Source organism: Pseudomonas sp. Colony2, from assembly GCF_019382755.1.
In the GTDB taxonomy this organism is placed as follows: Bacteria; Pseudomonadota; Gammaproteobacteria; order Pseudomonadales; family Pseudomonadaceae; genus Aquipseudomonas.
The window spans coordinates 2,259,207-2,284,935 of record NZ_CP080030.1 but is presented as its reverse complement, the minus strand read 5'-3'; the positions used below and the strand labels follow the sequence as shown (position 1 = coordinate 2,284,935).

General features: G+C 60.8%; 21 protein-coding genes, 4 tRNA genes and 1 pseudogene. 6 read left to right on the top strand and 20 right to left on the bottom strand.

Annotated features, from left to right (window positions below; translation table 11 throughout):
* From JV201_RS09830 to JV201_RS09815, 4 genes and pseudogenes are all read left to right on the top strand, one after another.
* Positions 1 to 190, top strand: a pseudogene (locus tag JV201_RS09830) (hypothetical protein); the annotation flags it as partial.
* Positions 187 to 750 (top strand): siphovirus Gp157 family protein, encoded by a 564-nt coding sequence (locus tag JV201_RS09825; protein ID WP_102606480.1) that lies wholly within the window; start codon positions 187 to 189, stop codon positions 748 to 750. The pseudogene JV201_RS09830 and the gene JV201_RS09825, both read left to right, overlap by 4 nt.
* A 549-nt stretch (positions 751 to 1,299) precedes the next feature.
* Positions 1,300 to 3,156 carry a hypothetical protein gene (locus JV201_RS09820; protein WP_173406088.1) on the top strand — a complete coding sequence of 619 codons (1,857 nt, stop codon included), beginning with the start codon at positions 1,300 to 1,302 and terminating at the stop codon, positions 3,154 to 3,156.
* 323 nt (positions 3,157 to 3,479) lie between these two features.
* Entirely contained in the window at positions 3,480 to 3,791 is a 312-nt protein-coding gene (locus JV201_RS09815; RefSeq protein WP_102606034.1) for a hypothetical protein, read from the top strand.
* Positions 3,792 to 3,970: 179 nt separating this feature from the next.
* Here the strand turns inward: JV201_RS09815 and JV201_RS09810 are convergent.
* Positions 3,971 to 4,047: transfer RNA gene (locus tag JV201_RS09810), tRNA-Val, on the bottom strand.
* Positions 4,048 to 4,230: 183 nt separating this feature from the next.
* Between JV201_RS09810 and JV201_RS09805 the strand changes: the two genes are divergently transcribed.
* Positions 4,231 to 5,514 (top strand): FAD-binding oxidoreductase, encoded by a 1,284-nt coding sequence (locus tag JV201_RS09805; RefSeq protein WP_087693955.1) that lies wholly within the window; start codon positions 4,231 to 4,233, stop codon positions 5,512 to 5,514.
* Between the two features lie 166 nt (positions 5,515 to 5,680).
* Here JV201_RS09805 and JV201_RS09800 read toward each other — a convergent pair.
* The 19 genes from JV201_RS09800 to leuC all read right to left on the bottom strand — a co-directional run bounded on the left by JV201_RS09800 (position 5,681) and on the right by leuC (position 24,669).
* A tRNA-Asp gene (locus JV201_RS09800) sits at positions 5,681 to 5,757 on the bottom strand.
* A 105-nt stretch (positions 5,758 to 5,862) separates the two neighbouring features.
* A tRNA-Asp gene (locus JV201_RS09795) sits at positions 5,863 to 5,939 on the bottom strand.
* A gap of 55 nt (positions 5,940 to 5,994) precedes the next feature.
* Positions 5,995 to 6,070, bottom strand: a tRNA-Val gene (locus JV201_RS09790).
* A 107-nt stretch (positions 6,071 to 6,177) separates the two neighbouring features.
* Positions 6,178 to 6,942 (bottom strand): SDR family oxidoreductase, encoded by a 765-nt coding sequence (locus tag JV201_RS09785; RefSeq protein WP_003212687.1) that lies wholly within the window; start codon positions 6,940 to 6,942, stop codon positions 6,178 to 6,180.
* Between the two features lie 11 nt (positions 6,943 to 6,953).
* Positions 6,954 to 8,165: an O-succinylhomoserine sulfhydrylase gene (locus JV201_RS09780; RefSeq protein WP_008438742.1), complete on the bottom strand. Its 1,212-nt coding sequence runs from the start codon at positions 8,163 to 8,165 to the stop codon at positions 6,954 to 6,956.
* 66 nt (positions 8,166 to 8,231) lie between these two features.
* Positions 8,232 to 9,737, bottom strand: a complete 1,506-nt coding sequence (gene purF / locus JV201_RS09775) for an amidophosphoribosyltransferase (RefSeq protein WP_003212683.1) — start codon at positions 9,735 to 9,737, stop codon at positions 8,232 to 8,234.
* 41 nt (positions 9,738 to 9,778) lie between these two features.
* Positions 9,779 to 10,336 carry a CvpA family protein gene (locus JV201_RS09770; protein WP_003212681.1) on the bottom strand — a complete coding sequence of 186 codons (558 nt, stop codon included), beginning with the start codon at positions 10,334 to 10,336 and terminating at the stop codon, positions 9,779 to 9,781.
* A 254-nt stretch (positions 10,337 to 10,590) separates the two neighbouring features.
* The gene (locus JV201_RS09765) at positions 10,591 to 11,253 is read right to left on the bottom strand and encodes an SPOR domain-containing protein (RefSeq protein ID WP_087693954.1); all 663 of its coding nucleotides are present in this window, start codon (positions 11,251 to 11,253) and stop codon (positions 10,591 to 10,593) included.
* Complete coding sequence (gene folC, locus JV201_RS09760; RefSeq protein WP_003212677.1) at positions 11,237 to 12,544, bottom strand: bifunctional tetrahydrofolate synthase/dihydrofolate synthase; 1,308 nt, start codon at positions 12,542 to 12,544, stop codon at positions 11,237 to 11,239. The genes JV201_RS09765 and folC overlap by 17 nt, the downstream gene beginning before the upstream one ends.
* Positions 12,541 to 13,461 (bottom strand): acetyl-CoA carboxylase, carboxyltransferase subunit beta, encoded by a 921-nt coding sequence (accD, locus tag JV201_RS09755; protein ID WP_003212675.1) that lies wholly within the window; start codon positions 13,459 to 13,461, stop codon positions 12,541 to 12,543. The genes folC and accD overlap by 4 nt, the downstream gene beginning before the upstream one ends.
* Before the next feature lie 243 nt (positions 13,462 to 13,704).
* Positions 13,705 to 14,337, bottom strand: coding sequence for a phosphoribosylanthranilate isomerase (locus JV201_RS09750; protein ID WP_003212673.1), 633 nt, complete (start codon positions 14,335 to 14,337; stop codon positions 13,705 to 13,707).
* Positions 14,338 to 14,400: 63 nt separating this feature from the next.
* The gene (gene truA / locus JV201_RS09745) at positions 14,401 to 15,225 is read right to left on the bottom strand and encodes a tRNA pseudouridine(38-40) synthase TruA (RefSeq protein ID WP_003212671.1); all 825 of its coding nucleotides are present in this window, start codon (positions 15,223 to 15,225) and stop codon (positions 14,401 to 14,403) included.
* Positions 15,226 to 15,381: 156 nt separating this feature from the next.
* A complete protein-coding gene (locus tag JV201_RS09740; protein WP_219406816.1) occupies positions 15,382 to 17,952 on the bottom strand; it encodes a FimV/HubP family polar landmark protein in 2,571 nt (856 codons plus the stop codon).
* Between the two features lie 160 nt (positions 17,953 to 18,112).
* Entirely contained in the window at positions 18,113 to 19,123 is a 1,011-nt protein-coding gene (locus tag JV201_RS09735) for an aspartate-semialdehyde dehydrogenase (RefSeq protein ID WP_003212668.1), read from the bottom strand.
* 248 nt (positions 19,124 to 19,371) lie between these two features.
* Entirely contained in the window at positions 19,372 to 20,484 is a 1,113-nt protein-coding gene (gene asd / locus JV201_RS09730; protein ID WP_003212667.1) for an aspartate-semialdehyde dehydrogenase, read from the bottom strand.
* A 64-nt stretch (positions 20,485 to 20,548) separates the two neighbouring features.
* Positions 20,549 to 21,631 carry a 3-isopropylmalate dehydrogenase gene (leuB, locus tag JV201_RS09725; RefSeq protein WP_177054537.1) on the bottom strand — a complete coding sequence of 361 codons (1,083 nt, stop codon included), beginning with the start codon at positions 21,629 to 21,631 and terminating at the stop codon, positions 20,549 to 20,551.
* A 53-nt stretch (positions 21,632 to 21,684) separates the two neighbouring features.
* On the bottom strand, positions 21,685 to 22,449 hold the full coding sequence (locus JV201_RS09720) for a class I SAM-dependent methyltransferase (protein ID WP_219406815.1): 765 nt from the start codon (positions 22,447 to 22,449) through the stop codon (positions 21,685 to 21,687).
* A gap of 146 nt (positions 22,450 to 22,595) precedes the next feature.
* Positions 22,596 to 23,240, bottom strand: a complete 645-nt coding sequence (gene leuD, locus JV201_RS09715; RefSeq protein WP_003212660.1) for a 3-isopropylmalate dehydratase small subunit — start codon at positions 23,238 to 23,240, stop codon at positions 22,596 to 22,598.
* Between the two features lie 10 nt (positions 23,241 to 23,250).
* Positions 23,251 to 24,669: a 3-isopropylmalate dehydratase large subunit gene (leuC, locus tag JV201_RS09710; RefSeq protein WP_003212658.1), complete on the bottom strand. Its 1,419-nt coding sequence runs from the start codon at positions 24,667 to 24,669 to the stop codon at positions 23,251 to 23,253.
* A 145-nt stretch (positions 24,670 to 24,814) separates the two neighbouring features.
* Here leuC and JV201_RS09705 point away from each other — a divergent pair, with 145 nt between their 5' ends.
* Positions 24,815 to 25,705 (top strand): LysR family transcriptional regulator, encoded by an 891-nt coding sequence (locus JV201_RS09705; RefSeq protein ID WP_003212656.1) that lies wholly within the window; start codon positions 24,815 to 24,817, stop codon positions 25,703 to 25,705.
* Positions 25,706 to 25,729 lie beyond the last annotated feature (24 nt).

Genomic DNA, 25,729 nt, shown 5'->3' with positions numbered 1-25,729 from the left:
GCAGGAGCGCCTGGACTACATCAAATCGGTTATCGACACGATGGCCGGAGCCCAGTCCCCCCAAGAGCTGAAAAAGATCCATGACGTTGCGGTACGCAAACTCACTCTGCGCAAGGACACCAAGGGCGCCGAGCGTATCTCGCTGGAATGGAAGCGAATCACCGATGCCGATAAGGAGGCTGCAGCATGACCCAGCTCTACACACTCACCGGCAAGCTGGCCGAACTTCAAGCAATGGCTGACACCGACGACGAGGGGTTGAAGGAGGCTCTGCAGTACGCCATGGAGGAGATCCAGGGCGAGTTCGGCGATAAGGCTGAGAGCGTCGTCATGCTGAGTCGGAACATCCAAGGCGACATCGACGCAATAGACAAAGAAGTCGACCGGCTGAATGAGCTCAAGCGCATCCGGAAGAATACCGTAGGCAAGCTCGACGAGTACTTGCGCAATAACATGGAGGCCTCCGACATCAAGACGATCAGGCGACCGTTGTTCACGATCACTCTGGCTTTGGCGCCCGAAAAGGTCATCGTCGATAAAGAAGACGATATCCCGGATGACTTCATCGACACCAAAACCGTGTTCTCTCCCGACAAGCGTGCTATCGCGACCAAGCTCAAGGAAATCCGAGATCACAACGCAGCCGTAACAAAGCGTATGGCGGCCGGTGAGGATGCGGAGCACGAACTTTTACCCGAACCAGCCTGGGCTCACCTGGAGCGCGGCGACAGTTCAATCCGCATTAAGTGAGGCCCTCATGATCAGCAACTACCTCAGCCTGGTCGAGGCACTACGCCCGGCCTCGGATGAACTGGCGGCCCAGGTCGCCCGGTTTCTGGCCGGCGGCGGCCAGATCGAAGAAGCGGCGCCCATCGGSTAYAAGCCCAARCCMATCACYTACAGCAACCAGATGCCGCCAGCGCYGAAGCCATTTGTTCGACGGCGGGTTGAGGCGACTCCCCTGCCCCCTGCACTCRAAAGATATACGCCAGCAGGAACGCGACGAGCTTGCCGAGCGTATTCGGGAACTGGGMRCCAYGCACACGCARACGGAGGCATCGGTWGCCYTGGGCCTGAGCCGGCGCACCCTCTACAGCTTCGCRAAGGAGTACGRCATCRCCTTCAAGAAGCCAACCCGGGGCGGCGCCAACGGCRCAGYTCGAARCGARCAGGTYCRRGCCCGYGACGCGAAGTACGCCGAGCGGATTCGCGCSTTCCTGGAACTGGGCATCACCCRGCGCCAGTGCTGCGGSAGGCTGGCGATCGGCAACAAGGCCTTCGAGCGGATCATCGCCGCCCATGGTATCGATTACCCAAAACGATCGTAGAAACATGCCGGAAACGCTAGATTTCGAACATCGTAAACAAGCAAAACCCCATCATCAAGGAGCAAAGGAAATGCTAGAAAACATTAACGAAGCGGGTATCACCAGTCAGGTCGTCGACAATATCTCAGCACTTAAGGCACTCGTTACGGCGAGTGACGCGGTTTATGTGCTTGGATATTACGTGCCTGGAGATGGAGGTGGAGGTGTCTATCGCAGGGATCCCGACGATGTCACTACACCGGACAATAAAGGAAGCGTGATCGTTGGTGACAACGGCACTTACCGTTGGAAGCTTTGCCAAACTACGCCTTATACCCTTAAACAGTTCGGCTGCAAGGGCGACGGAATCACTGACGATACCGCCGGGTACCTGGCTTGCTTCAGCACTGGACTCCCTGTACATATTCCGTCTGGCCGATACAAGGTAGCGCCGATTGGACCGGCCGCTGTCTACCCGGAAGGGCGGGAGCCGAATCGGACCTCCGCCGTGACGCTAGGCACCGGTCAGAACGTTACAGGAGAAGGTGCGGGCTCGGAATTAATCTGGGGCAACACTACCAAGCAGGCATTTTTCAGAGTAGTTAACGCCAAGAATATTGTGATCTCGGGCATCAAATTCACGGGCGGCTACTCTGCGATTATCATCGATCCGACTGCTGATGGATCGGTTGACGATGTAGGGCTTAAAAACTGCACCCTAGATGGGCAGTTGATCGGTTTGCTCGGCGGTCGCCAGTACGCATTGGACCCCACTGGATCCAAGTACTGCTCGAATATCTGGATAGAAACCTGTGACCTTCGAAATATTGTCGTTCACGGCATGGTCGCTACCAACTGTTATCGCCCAAGAGCCACGAGTAATAACTTTGAGTCCTTCACTGGCGGCTTTTGCATAGACTTCTCCCAGGGAACTCGCGGGGGAATTATCAGCAACAACACTGGCAACAATGTTCTGCACTTCTGCAAAGTAGAGTCGTCAAATATAGGCTTGAACGGGCAACCACTACTTCCGGATGCGACAACCGTCGCAAGCCGCGACTGTCTTATTACTGGAAACAACATTACGGGAATACAGCAACTAGGCATTTTCTTTAACAGCGGCACTGACAGACTGATTGCATCTTCCAATAGCTTGCAAGGCTCGTTCACTGTCGCGATAAGCGTCGGCTCGGTCACGGGCTTTACACACGACGGCCAAATTATCATTTCGAATAACATCCTGAAGTTGCTGTCCATAAATGCCATCGGTATTAGGTCCCAGCTCAATACAGCGACACAGCCCCCCCTGATTGAAGGAAATAGCATCAGCGGAGGCTCAATTGGTATTGACTGGCAAACACCACAGGCAAGGTTTGTCGGCAACAATATTACGTCCATCAATACCGGAATCCAGATAAGCGCGGCCGTTAAAAACATCGACTTGCTTAACAACCACATTACTGCTTCCTCCGCTGTAGCGGGTACCGGGACCGCTGCATGGAAGGGGCTAAGGGCTAGAGGCAACACGATCAATGTCACGGAATGGTCGTTTTACTTAGGGACTATTGGAAGCCTTGGATTTTCTGAGTTTTTCGACAATAGCGTAATCAATCAAACCACGCGGGCCAACGGGTCGTTGTTGATCAACAATCCAAGCTCAACACGTTTCGCCATGAACACATTTAATCTTCCGCCTGCATCAGGAGGGTCAATTGTCACCATCGGCAGCGCAACAAAGTGTTCATTGCTAGGCAACATTTCTACAGTGGGTTTTAAAGTGGCGGCTCCCGATGCCACAACCACAGCCCAAACGTTGAATAACATCACGGATGCAAGCTACATCGCCTGATACTCGGACACCATTGAGGAGTGGCATCCCGATATTCAAAAGCACTGAGAAGGCCCATGCCACTACCTCGATATGGTCGATACGGTAACTGGCTGCAATCGCTCATAGTAGTAACCGTTCCTCATATCCGAGTACCGAAAAGCCTGGATCCGGGCCGACCAAATAGCAGATTGGTCAGCCCGGATCCAAGTCGATGACACAAGGTAGCCACATAGAAAAATTCACACCTGTTGCCCACGTGAACCGCATCAACAACCAGGTGCGGCAGCGCCGGCGGCAGGCATGGCTTGATTTGCCAGCACATGAAATCGAAGAGGTAGGCCATGGCCAAGGACAACGCGCAGATCCAGCGGGACAAGCGCGCGAAAGAGAAGGCGCTGCTCGACCGGATCGGTGCCGAGAAGCGAACGCTGATTGTCTCGAAAGCGCTCGATGATGCGCTTCAAGTGCTGGGCGAACGTCACGACTTTGAAGAGTGGCAGGAGACGGTCTCGACGCTACTGATCAACCTGGCAGCAGCGCCCGCCGAAGAATCTGCCCGCTTCACCACCATGTCGCGACCTGTTTTCGAGGTTACTGAAAAGCAGTCGCGACAGCTTGAAGAGTTCCGCAAGACCGGCATCGAACCCGAATAACCCACCCTACTCGCTGCATGACGAAAAGAAGATCGAGTACCTGGAGGTGGGCGCCGAATTGGCGTTCTGAGGTGGGAGTTTTGCAAAAGTTTTGCAAAAGTTTTGCAAATTCCAGGCAACAAAAAAGGGCCCACCTTTCGGTGAGCCCTTCTAGACCGCCCAGCAGAGCGGATTTTGTTTGGTAGGCGCGATTGGACTCGAACCAACGACCCCCACCATGTCAAGGTGGTGCTCTAACCAACTGAGCTACGTGCCTGCTGTGAGGCGGCATTCTACGGAATTCCCGAGGGGTGTCAACACCTTTTTTGCAGCTAAGCCTATGAATATGCGAATTTTTTATTTGTGGCCAGCGCAACGGTATTTTCCGGTGGCTGGCAGCGGATTTTCAACTCAGGTAGGATCGGCGCACTCGTAAAAAATATAAAACAGAGGTTCCAGGATGGCGAACACCCCCTACCCCCAGTCGTATTACGCCGCGTCTGCGAATGCGGTACCTCCTCGCCCAGAGCTGCAAGGTGAAGTCGAAACCGATGTGTGCGTGATTGGCGCCGGTTATACCGGCCTGTCCAGTGCGCTGTTCCTGCTGGAAAACGGCTTTCGCGTGACAGTGCTGGAAGCTGTCAAGGTAGGCTTTGGCGCCTCGGGCCGCAATGGTGGGCAGATCGTCAACAGCTACAGCCGTGATATCGATGTGATCGAGCGCAGTGTCGGCCCCCAGCAGGCGAAATTACTCGGCGACATGGCATTTGAAGGCGGCAGGATCATTCGGGAGCGGGTGGCCAAGTATCAGATCCAGTGCGATCTGAAGGACGGCGGTGTATTTGCGGCACTGAACAGCAAGCACATGGGCCACCTGGAGTCGCAGAAGCGCCTGTGGGAGCGCTACGGCCACACCCAGCTGGAGCTGCTGGACGAGCGGCGCATTCGAGAAGTGGTCGCCTGTGACAACTATGTGGGCGGCCTGCTCGACATGAGCGGCGGGCACATTCACCCGCTGAACCTGGCGCTGGGCGAAGCGGCAGCCGTGGAGTCCCTGGGCGGCACCATTTATGAGCAGTCGGCGGCGACTCGCATCGAGCGCGGCGCCAATCCGGTGGTGCATACGGCGCACGGCAAGGTCAGGGCCAAATTCATTATTGTCGCGGGCAACGCCTATCTGGGGAACCTGGTTCCGGAACTGGCGGCCAAGTCGATGCCGTGTGGTACGCAGGTGATTACCACCGCACCACTGGGCGATGAACTGGCGAAGACGCTGCTGCCACAGGATTACTGCGTCGAGGACTGCAATTACCTGCTGGACTACTACCGCCTGACGAGCGACAAGCGCCTGATCTTCGGCGGTGGCGTGGTGTACGGCGCGCGTGACCCGGCGAATATCGAGGCGATCATCCGGCCGAAGATGCTCAAGGCCTTCCCGCAGCTCAAGGACGTGAAGATCGACTACGCCTGGACCGGCAATTTCCTGCTGACCTTGTCGCGCCTGCCGCAGGTCGGTCGCCTGGGGGATAACATCTACTACTCCCAGGGCTGTAGCGGCCATGGCGTGACGTATACCCACTTGGCGGGCAAGGTACTGGCGGAAGCGCTGAGAGGCCAGGCAGAACGTTTTGATGCGTTTGCCGGCCTGCCGCACTACCCCTTCCCCGGCGGACAACTGTTGCGCACGCCGTTTGCGGCGCTGGGGGCCTGGTATTACGGGTTGCGGGACAAGCTGGGATTCTGACCCCGGACCACGGGGCTGGCTTGCCGGCCCCTGTACTTGCCGCGCCGGCACCCAATCGCAGACACAAAAAACCCCGGCCTTTCGACCAGGGTCTTTGCTATCGATCCAACCAAGCCAGCGGCTTGCTTTGGCGTCTCAGGGCGTTCAGTGGACCCTGGAACAGATATGGCGCAGCGGACGGGACTCGAACCCGCGACCCCCGGCGTGACAGGCCGGTATTCTAACCGACTGAACTACCGCTGCGTATCGCTCAGACTGCTGAAGTGTCACCTTCAACCGCCTTCAAACATCTGACTGACCAGCCTTGGCTGTTCAATCTCAAATCTGAAACATCAGACCTGGAAAATATGGCGCAGCGGACGGGACTCGAACCCGCGACCCCCGGCGTGACAGGCCGGTATTCTAACCGACTGAACTACCGCTGCGCGTCGGTGCAACCTTTAACGTTGCGTCTTGCCCTAGGGCAAAACTCTCAAGAAGTGGTGGGTGATGACGGGATCGAACCGCCGACCCTCTGCTTGTAAGGCAGATGCTCTCCCAGCTGAGCTAATCACCCTTTGCTTCGTTGAGGCCGCGAAATTTACGCAGGTAGCGGACCTAAGTCAATAGCCTGCTTGAAGTTTTTCTGAAAAAGACAAAATGGCTTCAGGACCGCGACCCGCCCTACTCGGTGTAAATCATCTTCTTGCTCATGCCGCCGTCGACGACGAACTCTTGCCCGGTGACAAACCCGGCATTGCGCGACAGCAACCACGCCACCATCGCCGCTACGTCTTCCACAGTGCCTACCCTGCCCGCCGGGTGCTGGGCGTGATCCGCATCCGTCAGCGGCTCGGCACGGCGTGCAGCCGGGTCACGGGCATCGATCCAGCCCGGGCTGACGGCATTGACCCGTACTTCCGGCCCGAGGCTGATAGCCAACGCGTGGGTCAGGGCCAGCAAACCGCCCTTGCTCGCCGCATAGGCTTCGGTGTCCGGTTCCGACTGGCGTGCCCGGGTCGACGCCAGGTTGACAATGGCGCCGCCGTGGGCCCGCAGGTAGGGCGCACAGTGCTTGGCCAGCAACATGGGACCACTGAGGTTCACCGCCAGTACACGATTCCAGTAAGCCAGGTCGAGACTTTCCAGGGTGATGTTGCGCGGGTCGGCCACGGCGGCATTGCACACCAGCGCATCCAGGCGCCCGAACTGGCCAAGTACCTCGGCCACGCCCTGGGCAACCTGCCGCTCATCGGCCACGTCCATGGTAATAAACCAGGCGTTGTCGCCGAGCACCTTGGACACCTTGGAACCGCGCTCACGGTCCAGGTCCGTCAATACCACCTGCCAGCCTTCGCTGATCAACCAGGCGGCAATCCCCAGGCCGATGCCCCGCGCCGCGCCGGTCACCAGCGCGACCCGCCCGTTACTGGCGCTCGCCGCCTCCATGGACCACTCGATCACAGGGCAGCCAACCCACGGGCCAGGTCGGCCTGCAGGTCAGCGACGTCTTCCAGGCCCACCGCAATGCGGATCAGGCTGTCACGAATCCCGGCAGCTTCACGCTCCTGCGGCGCCAGGCGGCCGTGGGAGGTGGTGCTCGGGTGAGTGATAGTGGTCTTGCTGTCACCCAGGTTGGCGGTGATGGAGATCAGGCGAGTCGCATCGATAAAGCGCCAGGCACCCTCTTTGCCGCCCTTGACCTCGAAACTCACTACGGCGCCGAAACCACGTTGCTGGCGCTGGGCCAACTCGTGTTGCGGGTGGCTCTTGAGGCCGGCGTAGTGGACTTTCTCGATGCCGTCCTGTTGCTCCAGCCACTCGGCCAGGGCCTGGGCGTTGGCACAATGGGCCTTCATCCGCAGGCTCAGGGTCTCCAGACCTTTAAGGAAGATCCAGGCGTTGAACGGGCTCAGGGTCGGGCCGGCGGTGCGCAAGAAGCCCACCACTTCCTTCATCTGCTCGCTGCGGCCGGCAACCACGCCCCCCATGCAACGGCCCTGGCCGTCGATGAACTTGGTGGCCGAGTGCACAACGATGTCTGCGCCCAGCTTCAGCGGCTGCTGCAATGCAGGGGTGCAGAAGCAGTTGTCGACGATCAGCATCGCGCCCTTGGCGTGGGCCACTTCGGACAACGCGGCAATGTCCACCAGCTCGGCCAATGGATTGGACGGCGACTCGACGAACAGCAATTTGGTGTTGGCCTTGATGGCCGCGTCCCAGCCGGACAGGTCCGCCAGCGGCACGTAGTCGACTTCAATACCAAAACGCTTGAAGTACTTTTCGAACAGGCTGATGGTCGAACCAAACACGCTGCGCGATACCAGGACGTGGTCACCGGCGCTGCACAGGCTCATGACTACCGCGAGAATCGCGGCCATGCCCGTGGCAGTGGCGACAGCTTGCTCGGCGCCTTCCAGCGCGGCGATACGCTCTTCGAACGCGCGCACGGTCGGGTTGGTGTAGCGCGAATAAACGTTGCCCGGTACTTCACCGGCAAAACGCGCAGCGGCGTCGGCCGCAGTGCGGAACACATAGCTGGAGGTAAAGAACATCGGGTCACCGTGCTCACCTTCCGGGGTGCGGTGCTGGCCGGCGCGCACAGCCAGGGTATCGAAAGCTACGCCATCGAGGTCGCTGTCCAAGCGACCGGCATCCCATTCCTGACTCATGCTCTACTCCTCAACTCGAATGCTTTATCAAAGATACAAAACCGGCCCCTCAGGGCCGGTGTCTACTCAGTTGTTGTACAGGTCGATGATCGCGCTGACCGCCTGGGTCTTGATCTTCGAGGAATCGTTACGGGCCTGCTCGATCTTGTTCAGGTAGGCCTCGTCGACATCGCCGGTGACGTACTTGCCGTCGAACACCGCGCAATCGAACTCCTCGATCTTGATCTTGCCACCACCGACGGCTTCGATCAGGTCCGGCAGGTCCTGGTAGATCAGCCAGTCGGCGCCGATCAGGTCCGCAACGTCCTGGGTCGAACGGTTGTGGGCGATCAGTTCGTGGGCGCTCGGCATGTCGATGCCGTACACGTTCGGGTAACGCACGGCAGGCGCGGCGGAACAGAAGTAAACGTTCTTCGCACCGGCTTCGCGGGCCATCTGGATGATCTGCTTGCAGGTGGTGCCGCGTACGATGGAGTCATCCACCAGCATCACGTTCTTGCCGCGGAACTCCAGCTCGATCGCGTTGAGCTTCTGGCGCACCGACTTCTTGCGCGCAGCCTGGCCAGGCATGATGAAGGTACGGCCGATGTAACGGTTCTTGACGAAGCCTTCGCGGAATTTCACGCCCAGGTGGTTCGCCAACTCCAGCGCAGCGGTGCGGCTGGTGTCCGGGATCGGGATCACCACGTCGATGTCGTGATCCGGGCGCTCGCGCAGGATCTTGTCCGCCAGCTTCTCGCCCATGCGCAGGCGCGCCTTGTACACCGAAACACCGTCGATGATCGAATCCGGACGCGCCAGGTAGACGTGTTCGAAGATGCACGGGGTGAGTTTCGGGTTCAGTGCGCACTGACGGGTGTGCAGCTTGCCGTCTTCAGTGATGTAGACCGCTTCGCCCGGCGCCAGGTCGCGAATCAGGGTAAAGCCCAGCACGTCCAGGGACACGCTTTCGGAAGCGATCATGTACTCGACGCCTTCGTCGGTATGACGCTGGCCGAACACGATCGGGCGGATGCCGTGGGGGTCGCGGAAACCGACGATACCGTAGCCGGTCACCATCGCCACTACCGCATAGCCACCGACGCAGCGGTTGTGCACGTCAGTCACGGCAGCGAACACGTCTTCTTCGGTCGGCTGCAGCTTGCCGCGCTGGGCCAGCTCGTGGGCGAACACGTTCAGCAGTACTTCGGAGTCCGAGTTGGTGTTGACGTGGCGCAGGTCAGATTCGTAAATCTCCTTGGCCAGTTGTTCAACGTTGGTCAGGTTGCCGTTGTGCGCCAGGGTGATGCCATAGGGCGAGTTGACGTAGAACGGCTGGGCTTCGGCCGAAGTCGAGCTGCCCGCTGTCGGGTAGCGCACGTGGCCAATGCCCATGTGCCCGACCAGGCGCTGCATGTGGCGCTGATGGAACACGTCACGCACCAGACCATTGTCCTTGCGCAGGAATAACCGGCCGTCGTGGCTGGTCACAATACCGGCAGCATCCTGGCCGCGGTGCTGGAGGACGGTTAGCGCGTCATACAGCGCCTGATTCACGTTCGACTTACCGACGATACCGACGATGCCACACATGCGACGCAACCCCTACTTAATGAATCTTGACTGAACACAACTTACTGAGGCGTTTTGGCCGGCAAGAGGTGTTCCTTGAACGGAAGATCAGCGGGTACGCTGATCCCGCTGGCCAGCCACTGACTGCTCCACCCCAAAATGAGGTTTTTGGACCAATCTGCAACCAATAGAAATTTTGGCACGAGTACCGACTCCTGCCACCACGAATCCTGCTGTACCGGCCCCAGGCTCAACAGCCCGACCGCCACGACCACCAGCAAGCCGCCACGCGCGGCGCCGAAGGCCATGCCGAGAAATCGATCGGTCCCGGAGAGGCCGGTGACGCGTATCAATTCGCCGATAAGATAATTGACCATTGCCCCCACCAACAACGTGGCGATGAACATGATGGCGCAGCCCGCGATGACGCGAGCCGAAGGTGTCTCGATGTATCCGGCCAGATAGACAGACAATGAACCGCCGAACATCCAGGCTACAACTCCTGCGATGATCCATGTCAGCAGCGACAATGCTTCTTTGACGAAGCCGCGGCTCAGACTGATCAAAGCGGAGATGGCGACGATTGCAACGATCGCCCAATCAACCCAGGTAAATGGCACAGTTCAGCCTACAGACGGATAAGGCGGCGCATTTTAGCAGAGCGCTGGGCTATCGGTAAGCTGTGATTGGCAGTGCATTTGAAATCAATGAGTTATAGGGGAAACCGGCCTGTTGCGGCACACCCAAAACACTTGTGGGAGCGGGCCTGCTCGCGAAGGCGGTGGGGCAGCCAATAAATCTGCTGACTGATACACCGCTTCGCGAGCAAGCCCGCTCCCACATTGACCGCATTCCAGCTTGAATCCTTGCAGCCTCAGCCTTTTTCGGGCTGGAAGCGAACCACAAAACCCTTGAGGTTCTGCTGGCGATCCAACAGGTCCCGCAGGCGATCGGCTTCAGCCCGCTCGATCAGCGGCCCGATGAATACCCGGTTCTTGCCATCGGCGCTGCGGATATAGGCGTTGTAACCCTGGGTGCGCAGCTTCTTCTGCAACGCATCAGCACTTTCGCGGTTAGCCAGGCTGGCCAGCTGGATCGACCAACTGATCGGCAAGCCATTCGGGTCAATACGGCTCTGGCCCACGTCCGGCTTGCCTGGTGCCGCAGGTTGCGGGGCCACAGGTTTTGGCGCTGGCGCCGGCGCCGCAGGCTTCGCAGCAACTGCAGGAGCAGCAGGCGCAGGCTTAACCACCGGCACGCTCGGCTGCACCGGCATCGACGGCGCTTGCTGTGCAGCCACTTCGTCATCGGTCGGCACCGGCTCTTCTTCCGGCAGCGCTTGCGGCTCGGGAACCACCACCGGCTCAACCTGAACCTGAGGCACCGCAGGCGCCTGGGGCGCAGCTGGCGCTTCAACGGTCACTTGGCGCTGCTCATCCTGACGGGAAAACAGCATCGGCAGGAAAATCACCGCCAACGCCACCAGGACCAGGGCTCCAACCATTCGCTGCTTGTATGCGCTATCCAGTAATGCCATGTGCAGCTTCCTCCGTGGAGCGCCGGGCCAACCATTCGAGCGCCTCGGCAACACAATAAAATGATCCGAACAACAGAATCTCATCCTCAGGCGTCGCAACCGCGCACTGGGCTTCCAGGGCGGCTGTCACGCTTGCATGGGACGTCACGGACGCGCCAAGGTTCTGCAAGGCAACCTGCAACTCGATGGCAGGACGACTGCGGGACGTATCCAGCGGTGCAACCGCCCAGGCCTGGACGTCGCCCAGCAAGGGTGCAACCACGCCGTCCAGGTCCTTGTCGGACAACAACCCGAACACCGCGAGGCGGCGACCGGCGGGCGGCGTGCGTGCTAGGCGCCTGGCCAGGTATTCAGCGGCGTGAGGGTTATGCCCCACATCCAGCAGCAGGTTCAGGCGCTTGCCCTCCCAGTCGAACGTGCGCCGGTCAAGGCGCCCCACCACGCGAGTAGTCTGCAACGTAGCGGCAATCTGCTCGGCATGCCAGGGCAAATCCAGCAACAGGTAGGCTTGCAGCGCGAGCGCGGCGTTTTCCATCGGCAGGTTCAGCAGTGGCAAGTCGCGCAACTCGACGGTTTGACCGCGCGCGTCAAGCCCGCGCCATTGCCAGAATTGGTCGCCAATCTCGAGATTGAAATCACGCCCGCGCAGGAAGAACGGGCAATCCAGCTCGCGCACCTTGTCCAGCAAGGTATGCGGCGGGTCCAGGTCGCCGCACAGTGCAGGCTTGCCCTGGCGGAAGATCCCGGCTTTTTCATAGGCCACGGACTCACGGGTGTTACCCAGGTAGTCCGCATGGTCGACGCCAATACTGGTAATCAGCGCCAGGTCGGCATCCACCACGTTGACCGTGTCCAGACGCCCACCCAGGCCGACTTCCAGCACCACTACATCCAGCTGCGCACGCTCGAACAGCCAGAACGCCGCCAGGGTGCCCATCTCGAAATAGGTCAGGGAAATCTCGCCACGCCCGGCATCAAGTGCGGCGAAGGCTTCGCAGAGTTGCTCGTCAGTGGCTTCGACGCCATTGAGCTGCACCCGCTCGTTGTAGCGCAGCAGGTGCGGCGAGTTGTACACGCCGACCTTCAGGCCCTGGGCTTGCAGCAAGGCCGCGACAAAGGCGCAGGTAGAGCCCTTGCCGTTGGTGCCGGTCACCGTGATCACACGCGGCGCCGGCCGGCCCAACCCGAGGCGGGCCGCTACCTGTTGCGAGCGCTCCAGGCCCATGTCGATGGCTGACGGATGCAACTGCTCAAGGTAGGCGAGCCATTCGCCCAGGGTACGCTGGGTCATATGTTTGCAGGCACCGGTGGCACGACAATCGGCTCGATTTTAGGCGCGACGTACACAGGTGTCGGCAGGCCCATCATTTGCGCCAGCAGGCTACCCAGGCGCGGACGCAGTTCGCCGCGCGGAATGATCAGGTCGATCGCGCCGTGCTCCAGCAGGAACTCGCTGCGCTGGAAGCCTTCCGGCAGTTTTTCGCGAACGGTTTGCTCGATAACACGCGGGCCGGCAAAGCCGATCAGCGCCTTCGGCTCACCGACGATCACGTCACCCAGCATCGCCAGGCTGGCGGACACACCGCCGTAGACCGGGTCGGTCAGCACGGAGATGAACGGAATACCTTCTTCGCGCAGACGCGCCAGTACCGCGGAGGTCTTGGCCATTTGCATCAGCGAGATCAGTGCTTCCTGCATCCGCGCACCACCGGAGGCGGCGAAGCAGATCATCGGGCAACGGTTTTCCAGCGCGTAGTTGGCGGCACGTACGAAACGCTCACCGACAATGGCGCCCATCGAGCCGCCCATGAAGGAGAATTCGAAGGCCGAAACCACCACCGGCATGCCCAGCAGCTTGCCGCTGACGGAAATCAGCGCGTCCTTTTCACCGGTCTGCTTCTGGGCCGCGGTCAGGCGGTCCTTGTACTTCTTGCCGTCGCGGAACTTCAAACGGTCAACCGGCTCCAGGTCAGCGCCCAGTTCGGAGCGACCATCGGCGTCGAGGAAAATATCAATGCGGGCGCGGGCGCCGATACGCATGTGGTGATTGCACTTGGGGCAAACGTCCAGGGTCTTTTCCAGCTCCGGGCGGTACAGCACCGCGTCGCAGGATGGGCACTTGTGCCAAAGACCTTCAGGAACCGAGCTTTTCTTCACCTCGGAACGCATGATCGAAGGGATCAGTTTGTCTACTAACCAGTTGCTCATGCTTTCTTTCTCCAGTACCGGTGGCTTGAACACAGCCCCGCGTATGCCCTTGAGCTAAATTCATATGTGGCGATGACACAAACTGGACGGGGTCAGACGTTCGACCAGCCATTTCCTGCCTGTGCCCTCAGCCTTCCAGACAACCTGCCGTGCAGGGCTGCCACTTCATTTCCGGGCCTCCCACAGGCGGCGCCGGGCTGTTTTACACAGTGGTAGTTATGGACGGCGGCAGACTGCCAGCCGTCACATCGTCCCGCTGCTGTCGCGCACGGCCTGCATGAATGCGCGAATCCTTGCGTGATCCTTGATGCCCTTGCCCTGCTCTACCCCGCCGCTGACGTCCACGGCATACGGCCGAACCTGCTGGATGGCACTGGCCACGTTGTCCGGATTCAGGCCGCCCGCGAGGATAATCGGCTTGCTCAACCCTTCGGGAATCAACGACCAGTCAAACGCCTCGCCCGTACCACCGGGAACGCCTTCGACGTAGGTGTCGAGAAGAATCCCGCGAGCCCCGCCATAGGCAGCGCATGCCGCAGCAATATCGTCCCCGGCCTTGACCCGTAGCGCCTTGATGTACGGGCGCTGGTAGCTCTCGCACTCGTCCGGACTCTCATCGCCATGGAACTGCAGCATGTCCAGTTGCACGGCGTCGAGGGTTTCATTGAGCTCGCAGCGGCTGGCGTTGACGAACAACCCCACGGTGGTCACGAACGGCGGCAACGCGGCGATGATCGCCCGCGCCTGCAACACATTCACCGCCCGCGGGCTTTTGGCATAAAACACGAAACCGATGGCATCGGCCCCCGCCTCGACCGCCGCCAACGCGTCTTCTATGCGGGTAATCCCGCAAATCTTGCTGCGAACGGCAGACATGTCGATGAAACCTCAGGGCGTGTCGGGGAAAGTCCCGGATGGTAACAAATGCTTTTGAGGGCGTCAGCCGCCAAGTTCGCTGAAACCTGTGAGGAAGTGTGGCCCGATGAATCGCTGGGGCAATTCGAACTCGTCGCGGTACTCCACATCCACCAGGTACAGGCCGAACGGATGCGCCGTGACGCCGCCGGTACGGCGAATCCGGCTTTCCAGGACTTCCCTGGCCCATTCCACCGGGCGTTCGCCGGTACCGATGGTCATCAGCACCCCGGCGATATTGCGCACCATATGGTGCAGGAACGCGCCGGCGCGGATATCCAGCACGATCATCTTGCCGTGGCGCGTCACCCGCAGGTGATGGACTTCCTTGATCGGCGACTTGGCCTGGCACTGGCCGGCACGGAACGCGCTGAAATCGTGGATACCTACAAGATGCTGGGCCGCCTCGGCCATGCGCTCGGCGTCCAGCGGGCGGTGGTTCCAGGTGATTTCTTCGTTGAGATGGGCCGGGCGGATCTGATCGTTGTAGATCACATAGCGATAACGCCGGGCGATGGCCTTGAAGCGCGCGTGAAAGTCCGCCGGCATTACCTTGGCCCAACTGACGCTGACGTCGTGGGGCAAGTTGATATTGGCGCCCATCACCCATGCCTTCATCGAGCGCTCGGCCTGAGTGTCAAAGTGCACCACTTGCCCGCAAGCGTGCACGCCGGCATCAGTACGCCCGGCGCACATCAGCGACACCGGTGAGTCGGCGACTTTCGACAGGGCCTTCTCCAGGGTTTCCTGCACCGTCGGCACACCGGAGGCCTGGCGTTGCCAGCCACGATAGCGCGAGCCTTTGTATTCCACGCCCAGGGCGATTCTGAAAAAGCCTGCGGCCGCCATTTCGGCGGCCGCGTTATCTATATTTGCCAAGAACTGAGAGCCTGATGAGTTGCGCAAAGGCGGCCATTATAAGGCCGTGCGCCTGGGACGCCATGGGTTTGGTGCCTGGATGGCAAAACGGCAGCCCGAAGGCTGCCGTTGTATTTACCGCGCGTATCAAGCCAGCCGGCTGAGCATTTCCTTGGCCTCGCCCTTCTGACCGTCATCGCCTTCCTTGAGCACCTCGCCAAGAATGTCCCGCGCACCGTCGGCATCGCCCATGTCGATGTAGGCCTGCGCCAGGTCGAGCTTGGTGGCCACTTCGTCGGTACCGGAGAGGAAGTCGAATTCCGGCTCATCGCCACCCAACGCCGCGTCGTCGGCGGTGAAGGACGGTTCGATTGGCGGATGTTCCAGGCTTTGCGACAGGCGATCCAGCTCGGCGTTGACATCATCAAGCTCCGACGCAAACGCGTCCGGCTTGGCCGCTGCAGGCGCCTCGGGCTCGTCGGCCAGGGACAGGTCGAAATCCTCCGGCAGGTCGAGGTCGTCCAGGTCGGCCGGCGTCAGTGTCGGCGGCTCTACCGGCGGCAGGTCCTTCATCTGGTCTTCAAGGCCGGAGAGGAAGTCGTCGTCGGACTGGGTCGACGAGGGTGGATCGAGTTGCAGGTCCAGGTCGAAATCCGAGAGGTCTTCCGCGCTGGCCTTGGCCTCGGTCTGCTGTTGCAGCACCGATTCAAAGCTCAGGTCGTCGTCCGACGTCGGGCGGACCACAGCTGGCGAAGCAGCCTCCAGATCGTCCAGGCTGAGGTCGAAGTCAGTGTCAAACGCGTCCGGCGCAGGCTCAGGTGCAGGCGGTGCCGGGTCGTCCTTGAGCAGGTCCTTGACGTATTGGGCGTCGAGAGCGGCAGCGGCAACGGCAGCGCTGACGCCTGCTGCGAACACGGCCATGGCCGGGAAGCGGCTTTTCAGCTGTTCGACCTGGGCATGGTTGTCGCCATTGGCGACCAACTGGCGCTCCTGGGTGACAAACCCGTCCTTGTTGCCCTGCAAGCCGTGGACTTCCATCAGCTTGAGACGCAGGTCACTGCGGGCGGGCTCTTGCTTGATTGCATCTTCCAGCACTTCCGCAGCCTGGTTCAGGTGGCCACGGTCGATATGCGACTGGGCTTGCGCCAGGGCGTCGGTCGGACGCTGCACAGCAACAGGTGTGACCACCGGGGCAATCACCGGGGCAACCACCGCCGCCGGAGCTGGAGCTGGAGCTGGAGCTGGAGCTGGAGCCAGCTTGACGTTCGGCGGCGGTACATCAAGGCCTTCGAAACTGTCAGATGGCAGATCGTGATCAATGTTCGGCGCAAATTCCGGCTCTTCAGCCAGGGCCCGTGCCATGCGCAGGTGCTTTTCTTCTTCAAGCCGCGCATTGCGATGACGGGCCCACAGCAGCAGAAGCAACAGCACCAGCAAACCCGCTGCGCCGCCGATCACCCCCAGCACGATCGGGTTGGTCAGCAGGTCGTTGAATTTACCTTCAGTGCTGGCAGGTGCCGCATCCGGCTTGACCGGGGTCTCGACCGGCGCAGCCGCGGGGGTTGCTGCCGGAGCTGCCGCTGCCGGCGCCGCCGGTTGTGCAGTCAGCTCGGCCGGCATCGCCGCCGTTGCAGCAGGCTGCGCCGCAGCGCCACCCGGGGTCTGCAACTTGGCCAGTTGGTTGTTCTTGAGCTCGATCAGCCGCTGCAGCTTGTCCAGCTGACTTTGCAGGTCAGCCATGCGGCTTTTCAGTTCTTCATTCTCGCGACGGGTCGAATCCAGGCTTTCCTGGGTCACCGCCAGCTTGTTGTTCAAGGCCCGGCTGTCGCCCGCCGCGCCCTTCCCGCCTTTCCTGGCCGCTTCGGCCGAGACCAGGCTCAAATTGTCCTTGGTATTGGTCTGCGACGGCGCATTACCCGCCTGGGTACGCTTGGTCGCGTCCAACTGCGCCTTGCCGGCGAGCTGATTGCCGCCACGGCGACCCTCGCGCCACGCCGCGTTTTGCGCCGTCACTTCAGCAATCGCCTCGGGCTGCGGCAGGCTGGTGCTTTGCCCCGAATCCGGCAGGCGCAGGACCTGGCCGGTTTTCATGCGATTGATGTTGCCGTCGATAAAGGCGTCAGGGTTCAGCGCCTGAATGGCCAGCATGGTCTGCTGCACCGAGGCGCCATTGCGGTTTTTCGCGGCGATTTCCCACAAAGTGTCACGGGAAGTCGTGGTGTGTTCCTTGGCCTTGGTGACTGCCGGAGCCGTCGTCGCAGGCGCACTCAAGCGTGGCGCGGGTGCAGGTGCACCGGCGGCCGGGGTCGACTGGTCGAACTTGGCCGGGTCCAGCAACACGCTGTAGTCGCGCATCAGGCGACCGTTGGGCCATTGCACCTGCAGCAGGAAACGCACGTAGGAATCCGGCAGCGGCTTGCTGGAGGTGACACGCACCACACTGCGGCCGTTGGGATTGACTACCGGGGTAAAGGTCAGGTCGTTCAGGAACGCCTGGCGATCGACGCCCGCATCCACAAAGGCCTGGGACGACGCGAGGCTGGGGGTGATCTCGGAGGCGGTCAGGCCACCGACATCGAGCAACTCGATTTCCACCGACAGCGGCTGGTTCAGCTTCGACTTGAGGGTCATCTCCCCAAGCTGCAGTGCTTGCGCCATACCGGAGGACAGCGCCGAGGCGGCCGCTATTGCTAACACCAGTTTGCGAACTTGAACCATAGCCTCATCCTTTTTGAACACTCCCCGGCCGGCGAGAAGGTGGGTAACCGCTGCCATTAGGCATGGCGAGCCGATAGGTCACCGACGCGCAATTTTTCCAGCTTGGGGCCAAGCATAGCGCTTGGCTAGAATCAATCTACAAATTGCCGCCAAGTATCTTTTACACAAGGCCTTTTATCAACAACTGCGCCAGCTGTACGGCGTTCAGTGCCGCCCCTTTGCGTACGTTATCTGACGCCAGCCACATATTTAGTTCCGCGGGGTCATCAACACCGGCACGAACCCGGCCCACGTAGACCACGTCCTGACCGACCGCATCGCCCACAGCCGTGGGGTAATCGCCCTCTTCCACCAATTCGACACCCGGTGCCGAGTCCAGGGCACGGTTGACGGCAGCGAGATCCACCGCTGCCCCCAATTGCAGTGACACAGTCAGGCTATCGCCAAAAAACACCGGGGCTTGAACGCAAGTGACGGAAATCTTTAGCAAAGGCATTTCCAGCACGGCGCGCAATTCGTGCACCAGGCGTTTTTCCAGGGCAGTGTGGCCTTGCGCGTCAGGCTTGCCGACCTGGGCCAGCAGGTTAAAGGCCATTTGCCGGTCGAAGAACTTCGGCTCCAGCGGGCGCACATTCAGCAACTCGGCGGTCTGCCGGGCGAGTTCGCTGACAGCCTCACGGCCCTGGGCGGAAACGGCGAGGTTGGCGGTGACGTTGACGCGCTGAATGTCCAGCAAGCCGCGCAGTGGCGCCAGCACCACGGCCAGGGCAGTGGCCGACGGGCTTGGGCTGCTGACCTGATAAGGTTTTTTCAGGCCATCGAGGATCTGTGCGTTGGCTTCCGGCACTACCTGCGGCGCCTGATCGGCCGGCAAGGCGCCGGACAAGTCGATCAGGGTGCAGCCCGCAGCGGTGGCGCGCGGGGCAAAACTCAAGGTGACCGCAGGGCCGGCGGCGAAGAACACCAGTTGGACTTTGCTGAAATCGAATTCATCGACTTCCCGCACCCGCACGTTCTTGCCACGAAACGGCACCGAATGCCCGGCCGACTCGCTGCTGGCCAACAGGTGCAGGCTGCCTACCGGGAAGTCCTGCTCTTCGAGGATCTGCACCAGGGTTTCGCCAACGGTGCCGGTGGCGCCGATCACGGCAATATCAAAGGTCTGGGTCATGGGGGCTGCCTCGGGCATTGCGGGGGGAGCGGCACTTTACCGGGTGGCTGGGGGTGAGGCAATTAACCTGGGGGTTGTGGTGTGGCTGATGGCCTCTTCGCGAGCAAGCCCGCTCCCACATTCGAGCGAGTTTCTTCAGTTGAAATGCGATCAAATGTGGGAGCGGGCTTGCTCGCGAAGAGGCCCGAGCGCGCAATAAAAAACCCGCGCCTGTCACCAGAACGCGGGTTTCTTATTACCAGCAGCGATTACCGCTCCAGCAAGATCCGCAGCATGCGACGCAACGGCTCAGCCGCGCCCCACAGCAGTTGGTCGCCGACGGTGAACGCACCCAGGTACTGCGTCCCCATGTTCAGCTTGCGCAGACGGCCAACCGGCACATTCAGGGTACCGGTCACCTTGTTCGGGCTCAGTTCCTGGATGCTGATATCACGGTTGTTCGGCACCAGCTTGACCCAAGGGTTGTGCTGGCTGATCAGCCCTTCGATATCGGCGATCGGCACGTCTTTGTTCAGCTTGATGGTCAACGCCTGGCTGTGGCAACGCATGGCGCCGATGCGCACGCAGATACCGTCCACCGGGATCGGGCTCTTGAAGCGACCGAGGATCTTGTTGGTCTCGGCCTGGGCCTTCCACTCTTCACGGCTCTGGCCGTTAGGCAGTTCCTTGTCGATCCACGGGATCAGGCTGCCGGCCAATGGCACACCGAAGTTTTCGGTCGGGTAGGCCTCGCTGCGCATGGCCTCGGCCACACGGCGGTCGATGTCGAGGATCGCGCTGGCCGGGTCAGCCAGTTGATCGGCGACAGCGGCGTGGGTCGCGCCCATCTGCTTGATCAGTTCACGCATGTTCTGCGCGCCGGCACCGGAGGCCGCCTGATAGGTCATGGCGCTCATCCACTCCACCAGGCCGGCTTCGAACAAGCCGCCCAGGCCCATCAGCATCAGGCTGACGGTGCAGTTGCCGCCGATGTAGTTCCTGGTGCCCGCGTCCAGTTGCTGGTCGATCACCTTGCGGTTGACCGGGTCCAGCACGATCACCGCGTCATCCTGCATGCGCAGGCTGGAAGCGGCGTCGATCCAGTAACCCTGCCAGCCGGCTTCGCGCAGCTTGGGGAAGACTTCGCTGGTGTAGTCGCCACCCTGGCAGGTCAGAATGACGTCGAGGGTCTTCAGTTCTTCAATGTTGTAGGCGTCCTTGAGCGGAGCAATGTCCTTGCCCACGGACGGCCCTTGACCACCTACATTGGAGGTGGTGAAAAACACCGGCTCAATAAGATCGAAATCCTGCTCTTCCAGCATCCGCTGCATGAGCACGGAACCGACCATACCGCGCCAACCGATCAGACCTACACGTTTCATCGCAACTACACCTTGTTCAAAAGTGGGCCGCCTTGCAGCAACATCTGCAAGCGGGCCCGAGAGATTACAGATTCCGCAGCGCGGCGACTACTGCGTCGCCCATTTCTTGCGTACCGACCTTGGTGCAACCCTGGGACCAGATGTCGCCAGTGCGCAGGCCCTGGTCGAGCACCAGGCTCACGGCCTGCTCGATGGCATCCGCGGCGTCGGTCAGGTTGAAGCTGTAACGCAGCATCATCGACACCGACAAAATGGTCGCCAACGGGTTGGCAATGCCCTGCCCGGCGATGTCCGGCGCCGAACCGTGGCACGGCTCGTACATGCCCTTGTTGTTGGCATCCAGGGAGGCCGACGGCAGCATGCCGATGGAACCGGTGAGCATCGAGGCCTGGTCGGACAGGATGTCGCCGAACAGGTTGTCGGTGACGATCACGTCGAACTGCTTCGGTGCACGCACCAGCTGCATGGCGGCGTTGTCGACGTACATGTGGCTCAGCTCGACGTCCGAGTAGTCCTTGGCGACTTCTTCGACGATTTCACGCCACAGCTGGCTGGACGCCAATACGTTGGCCTTGTCCACCGAGCAGACCTTCTTGCCACGCACACGGGCCATGTCGAAACCGACACGGGCGATACGGCGGATTTCACTCTCGCTGTACGGCAGGGTGTCGTAGGCCTGACGCTCGCCATTCTCCAACTCGCGCACGCCCCGTGGCGAGCCGAAGTAGATACCGCCGGTCAGTTCGCGGACGATCAGGATGTCCAGGCCCGCGACGATTTCCGGCTTGAGGCTGGAAGCGTCCGCCAGTTGCGGGTAAAGGATCGCCGGGCGCAGGTTGCCGAACAGGCCCAGTTGCGCACGGATCTTCAGCAGGCCGCGCTCAGGGCGGATGTCACGCTCGATCTTGTCCCATTTCGGGCCACCCACGGCGCCCAGCAGCACGGCGTCGGCTGCGCGGGCACGCTCCAGGGTTTCGTCGGCCAGAGGCACGCCGTGCTTGTCGATGGCCGCGCCGCCGATTACGTCGTGGCTCAGTTCGAAGCCCAGGCTGTACTTGGCGTTAGCCACTTCCAGCACCTTGACCGCTTCGGCCATGATTTCCGGACCAATGCCGTCGCCAGGGAGAATCAGAATCTGCTTGCTCATGCGTTCCTCATTTCATCAAGCGACCCGCCCGTGGGCAGGTCGGGAAAAATTAATCAGCGTTCGGCCCACACCACCAGCACGTCGGTGCTGAAGGTGCCGTCGGCTTGAATCTCGAAGTAATCGCGCACTTCCTGGCCCATTGCCTTTTGCAGCTCCAGGATCGCGGCACGCAATACCTCTGGGGTGCGCATGCGCTCGACCCACGAGGTGTATTCCAGGCGCAGGCGCTGGCGGCTGCTGTTGCGCACATGCAAACCGGCTTCGCTGAGCTGGCGCATCCACTCGCCGGCGGAATAGTCACGCACATGACTGGTGTCGCGCAGCACTTCGACGGTTTGCAGGTAAGTGTCCAACAGCGGGCTGCCCGGTGACAAGACATCCACAAACGTGGCCACGCCACCCGGCTTGAGCACCCGGCGCACTTCACGCAGGGCCAGGCCCAGGTCGCTCCAATGGTGCGCCGAGTAGCGGCTGAACACGAAGTCGAATTCGCCATCGGCAAACGGCAGGCGCTCGGCGGCGCCGTGCACAGTGCGGATGTTGTCCAGGCCACGGTCCACGGCAGCGGCGGCGACCACGTCAAGCATCTGTTGGGACAAGTCGTACGCCACCACTTCTTTAACCAACGGTGCCACGTTGAAACTCACGTGACCGGCGCCGCAACCCAGGTCCAGCAGTCGTGCAGCGCCCTGCCCGGCCAGTTCGGCCTGGAGCAGCGCGAACTCGGTGCCTTGAGCATGTACTGCGCTGCTCAGGTAGGCCGAGGCCTGTTCGCCGAATTGTTTTTGCACGACTTGGGTGTGGGCAGTGCTGGTCATGATGATGTCCCTGGTTTTTGTGTTGCTGTTGCTGGCCCTTTCGCGAGCAAGCCCGCTCCCACATTCGACCGAGTTCCTTCAGTTGAAATGCAATCAAATGTGGGAGCGGGCTTGCTCGCGAAGGGGCCAGTCCGGTCTACATGGAATCAAGCGTCGCGAAACAACCAAGGCTGGCTGGCCCGGTGTTTAGTTTCAAACGCGGCAATCGCATCGCCGTCCTGCAAGGTCAGGCCGATGTCGTCCAGGCCATTGATCAGGCAGTGCTTGCGGAAGGCGTCCACTTCAAAGTGATACACCTTGCCGTCCGGACGGGTCACGGTCTGCGCCGCCAGGTCGATGGTCAACTGGTAGCCCACATCGGCTTCCACCTGCTGGAACAACTCATCCACTTCGGCATCGCTCAAGATGATCGGCAGCAAGCCGTTCTTGAAGCTGTTGTTGAAGAAGATGTCGGCGTAGCTCGGCGCGATGATGCTGCGAAAGCCATATTCTTCCAGGGCCCACGGCGCGTGCTCACGGCTGGAGCCGCAACCGAAGTTTTCCCGGGCGAGCAACACGCTGGCACCCTGGTAACGCTCGGCGTTGAGTACAAAGTCCTTGTTCAGCGGGCGCTTGGAGTTGTCCTGGTAGGCGTAGCCCACGTCCAGGTAGCGCCACTCGTCGAACAGGTTCGGGCCAAAACCGGTGCGCTTGATCGATTTCAAGAACTGCTTGGGAATGATCTGGTCGGTGTCCACGTTGGCACGGTCCAACGGCGCGACTAAACCGGTGTGTTGAGTAAAAGCTTTCATCGGGTATTCCTCAGATCAATTCGCGAACGTCGATGAAACGACCGTTGACGGCAGCCGCAGCAGCCATGGCCGGGCTGACGAGGTGGGTACGGCCACCGGCGCCCTGACGCCCTTCGAAGTTACGGTTGGAGGTGGACGCGCAATGCTCGCCCGACTCCAAACGGTCCGGGTTCATCGCCAGGCACATCGAGCAACCCGGCTCGCGCCATTCAAAACCGGCTTCGAGGAAGATCTTGTCGAGGCCTTCGGCTTCAGCCTGGGCCTTGACCAGGCCCGAACCTGGCACCACGATCGCCTGCTTGATGGTCGAGGCGACTTTGCGGCCCTTGGCGATCACCGCCGCAGCGCGCAAATCCTCGATCCGCGAGTTGGTGCAGGAGCCGATGAATACGCGATCCAGCTGGATGTCGGTAATCGCCTGATTGGCTTTCAAGCCCATGTACTTCAAGGCGCGCTCGATGGAACCACGCTTGACCAGGTCGGTTTCCTTGGCCGGGTCCGGCACGTTCTGGTCAACGGCCAACACCATTTCCGGCGAGGTGCCCCAGCTGACTTGCGGCTTGATCTGGGCGGCGTCGAGGGTGACCACGGTGTCGAATACGGCATCGGCGTCGGACACCAGGTCTTTCCAGGCTTCGACTGCGGCGTCCCAATCGGCACCGCTCGGTGCGAATGGGCGACCCTTGACGTAGGCAATGGTCTTTTCGTCCGCCGCTACCATGCCCACACGGGCACCGGCTTCGATGGACATGTTGCAGATGGTCATGCGGCCTTCGATGGACAGGTCGCGAATCGCGCTGCCGGCGAATTCGATGGCGTGGCCGTTACCGCCGGCGGTGCCGATCTTGCCGATCACGGCGAGGACGATGTCCTTGGCAGTGACGCCGAAAGGCAACTCACCTTCCACCGACACCAACATGTTCTTCATTTTCTTGGCGACGAGGCACTGGGTGGCGAATACATGTTCCACCTCGGAGGTACCAATACCGTGGGCCAGGGCGCCAAACGCACCGTGGGTAGAGGTGTGGGAGTCGCCGCAAACCACGGTCATGCCGGGCAAGGTAGCGCCCTGCTCCGGGCCGATCACGTGAACGATGCCCTGGCGCACGTCATTCATCTTGAATTCGGTGATGCCATATTCGTCGCAGTAATCATCGAGGGTCTGCACCTGGAGGCGCGACACGGTGTCGACGATAGCGTCGATCCCGCCTTTACGCTCCGGTGTGGTCGGCACGTTGTGGTCCGGGGTGGCGATGATCGAGTCGACGCGCCAAGGCTTGCGCCCGGCCAGTCGCAGGCCTTCGAACGCTTGGGGCGAGGTCACTTCATGGATGATGTGACGGTCGATGTAGATCAGCGACGACCCATCATCGCGCCGTTTCACTTCATGGGAATCCCAAAGCTTGTCGTAAAGCGTTTTGCCGGCCATCACGCGGTCCTCATCAGGTGTTTCTATGCCCCGGGCCTTGAACGATTCAATAACCCTTTGGCTTGTGAGGCTGATGGTATGGCGCTACATTAAATAACTCAAATTCATATTTTTTATGCTTTGGATTACCAACTGGAATAGCACAATGGACCTGGCCAACCTCAATGCCTTTATCGCCATCGCCGAGACCGGCAGCTTCTCCGGTGCCGGTGAACGCCTGCACCTGACCCAACCGGCCATCAGCAAGCGCATCGCCGGCCTGGAGCAACAATTAAAGGTGCGCCTGTTCGACCGGCTGGGGCGTGAAGTCGGCCTCACCGAAGCCGGACGGGCGCTGCTGCCCCGGGCGTATCAGATTCTCAATGTACTGGACGACACCCGCCGCGCCCTGACCAACCTGACCGGCGAGGTCAGCGGTCGTCTCACCCTGGCCACCAGCCATCACATCGGCCTGCATCGCCTGCCGCCCGTACTGCGAACGTTTACCCGGGAATACCCGAACGTCGCCCTGGATATTCAGTTTCTCGATTCGGAAGTGGCCTACGAAGAAATCCTCCATGGCCGCGCCGAAGTGGCCGTGATCACCCTGGCGCCGGAACCCCACACGCTGGTGCGGGCCACCCCGGTGTGGGACGACCCACTGGATTTCGTGGTGGCGCCGGAACACAGCCTGATCAGCAACGGCAGCGTCAGCCTGGCGGACATCGCCCGGCACCCGGCGGTGTTTCCCGGCGGCAACACCTTTACCCACCATATCGTGCAGCGGCTGTTCGAGGCCCAGGGCCTGACGCCAAACATCGCCATGAGCACCAACTACCTGGAAACCATCAAGATGATGGTCTCCATTGGCCTTGCCTGGAGCGTGTTGCCGCGCACCATGCTCGATGACCAGGTGGCACGCATCGCTTTGCCGGGCATACAGCTCAGTCGCCAGCTAGGCTATATCGTGCACACCGAAAGGACGCTGTCGAACGCTGCGCGGGCTTTCATGAGCCTATTGGATGCACAGGTCGATCTGCCAGGGAATCAGGCTTGAATCGCCGTGGCCCGTAGACCGTGG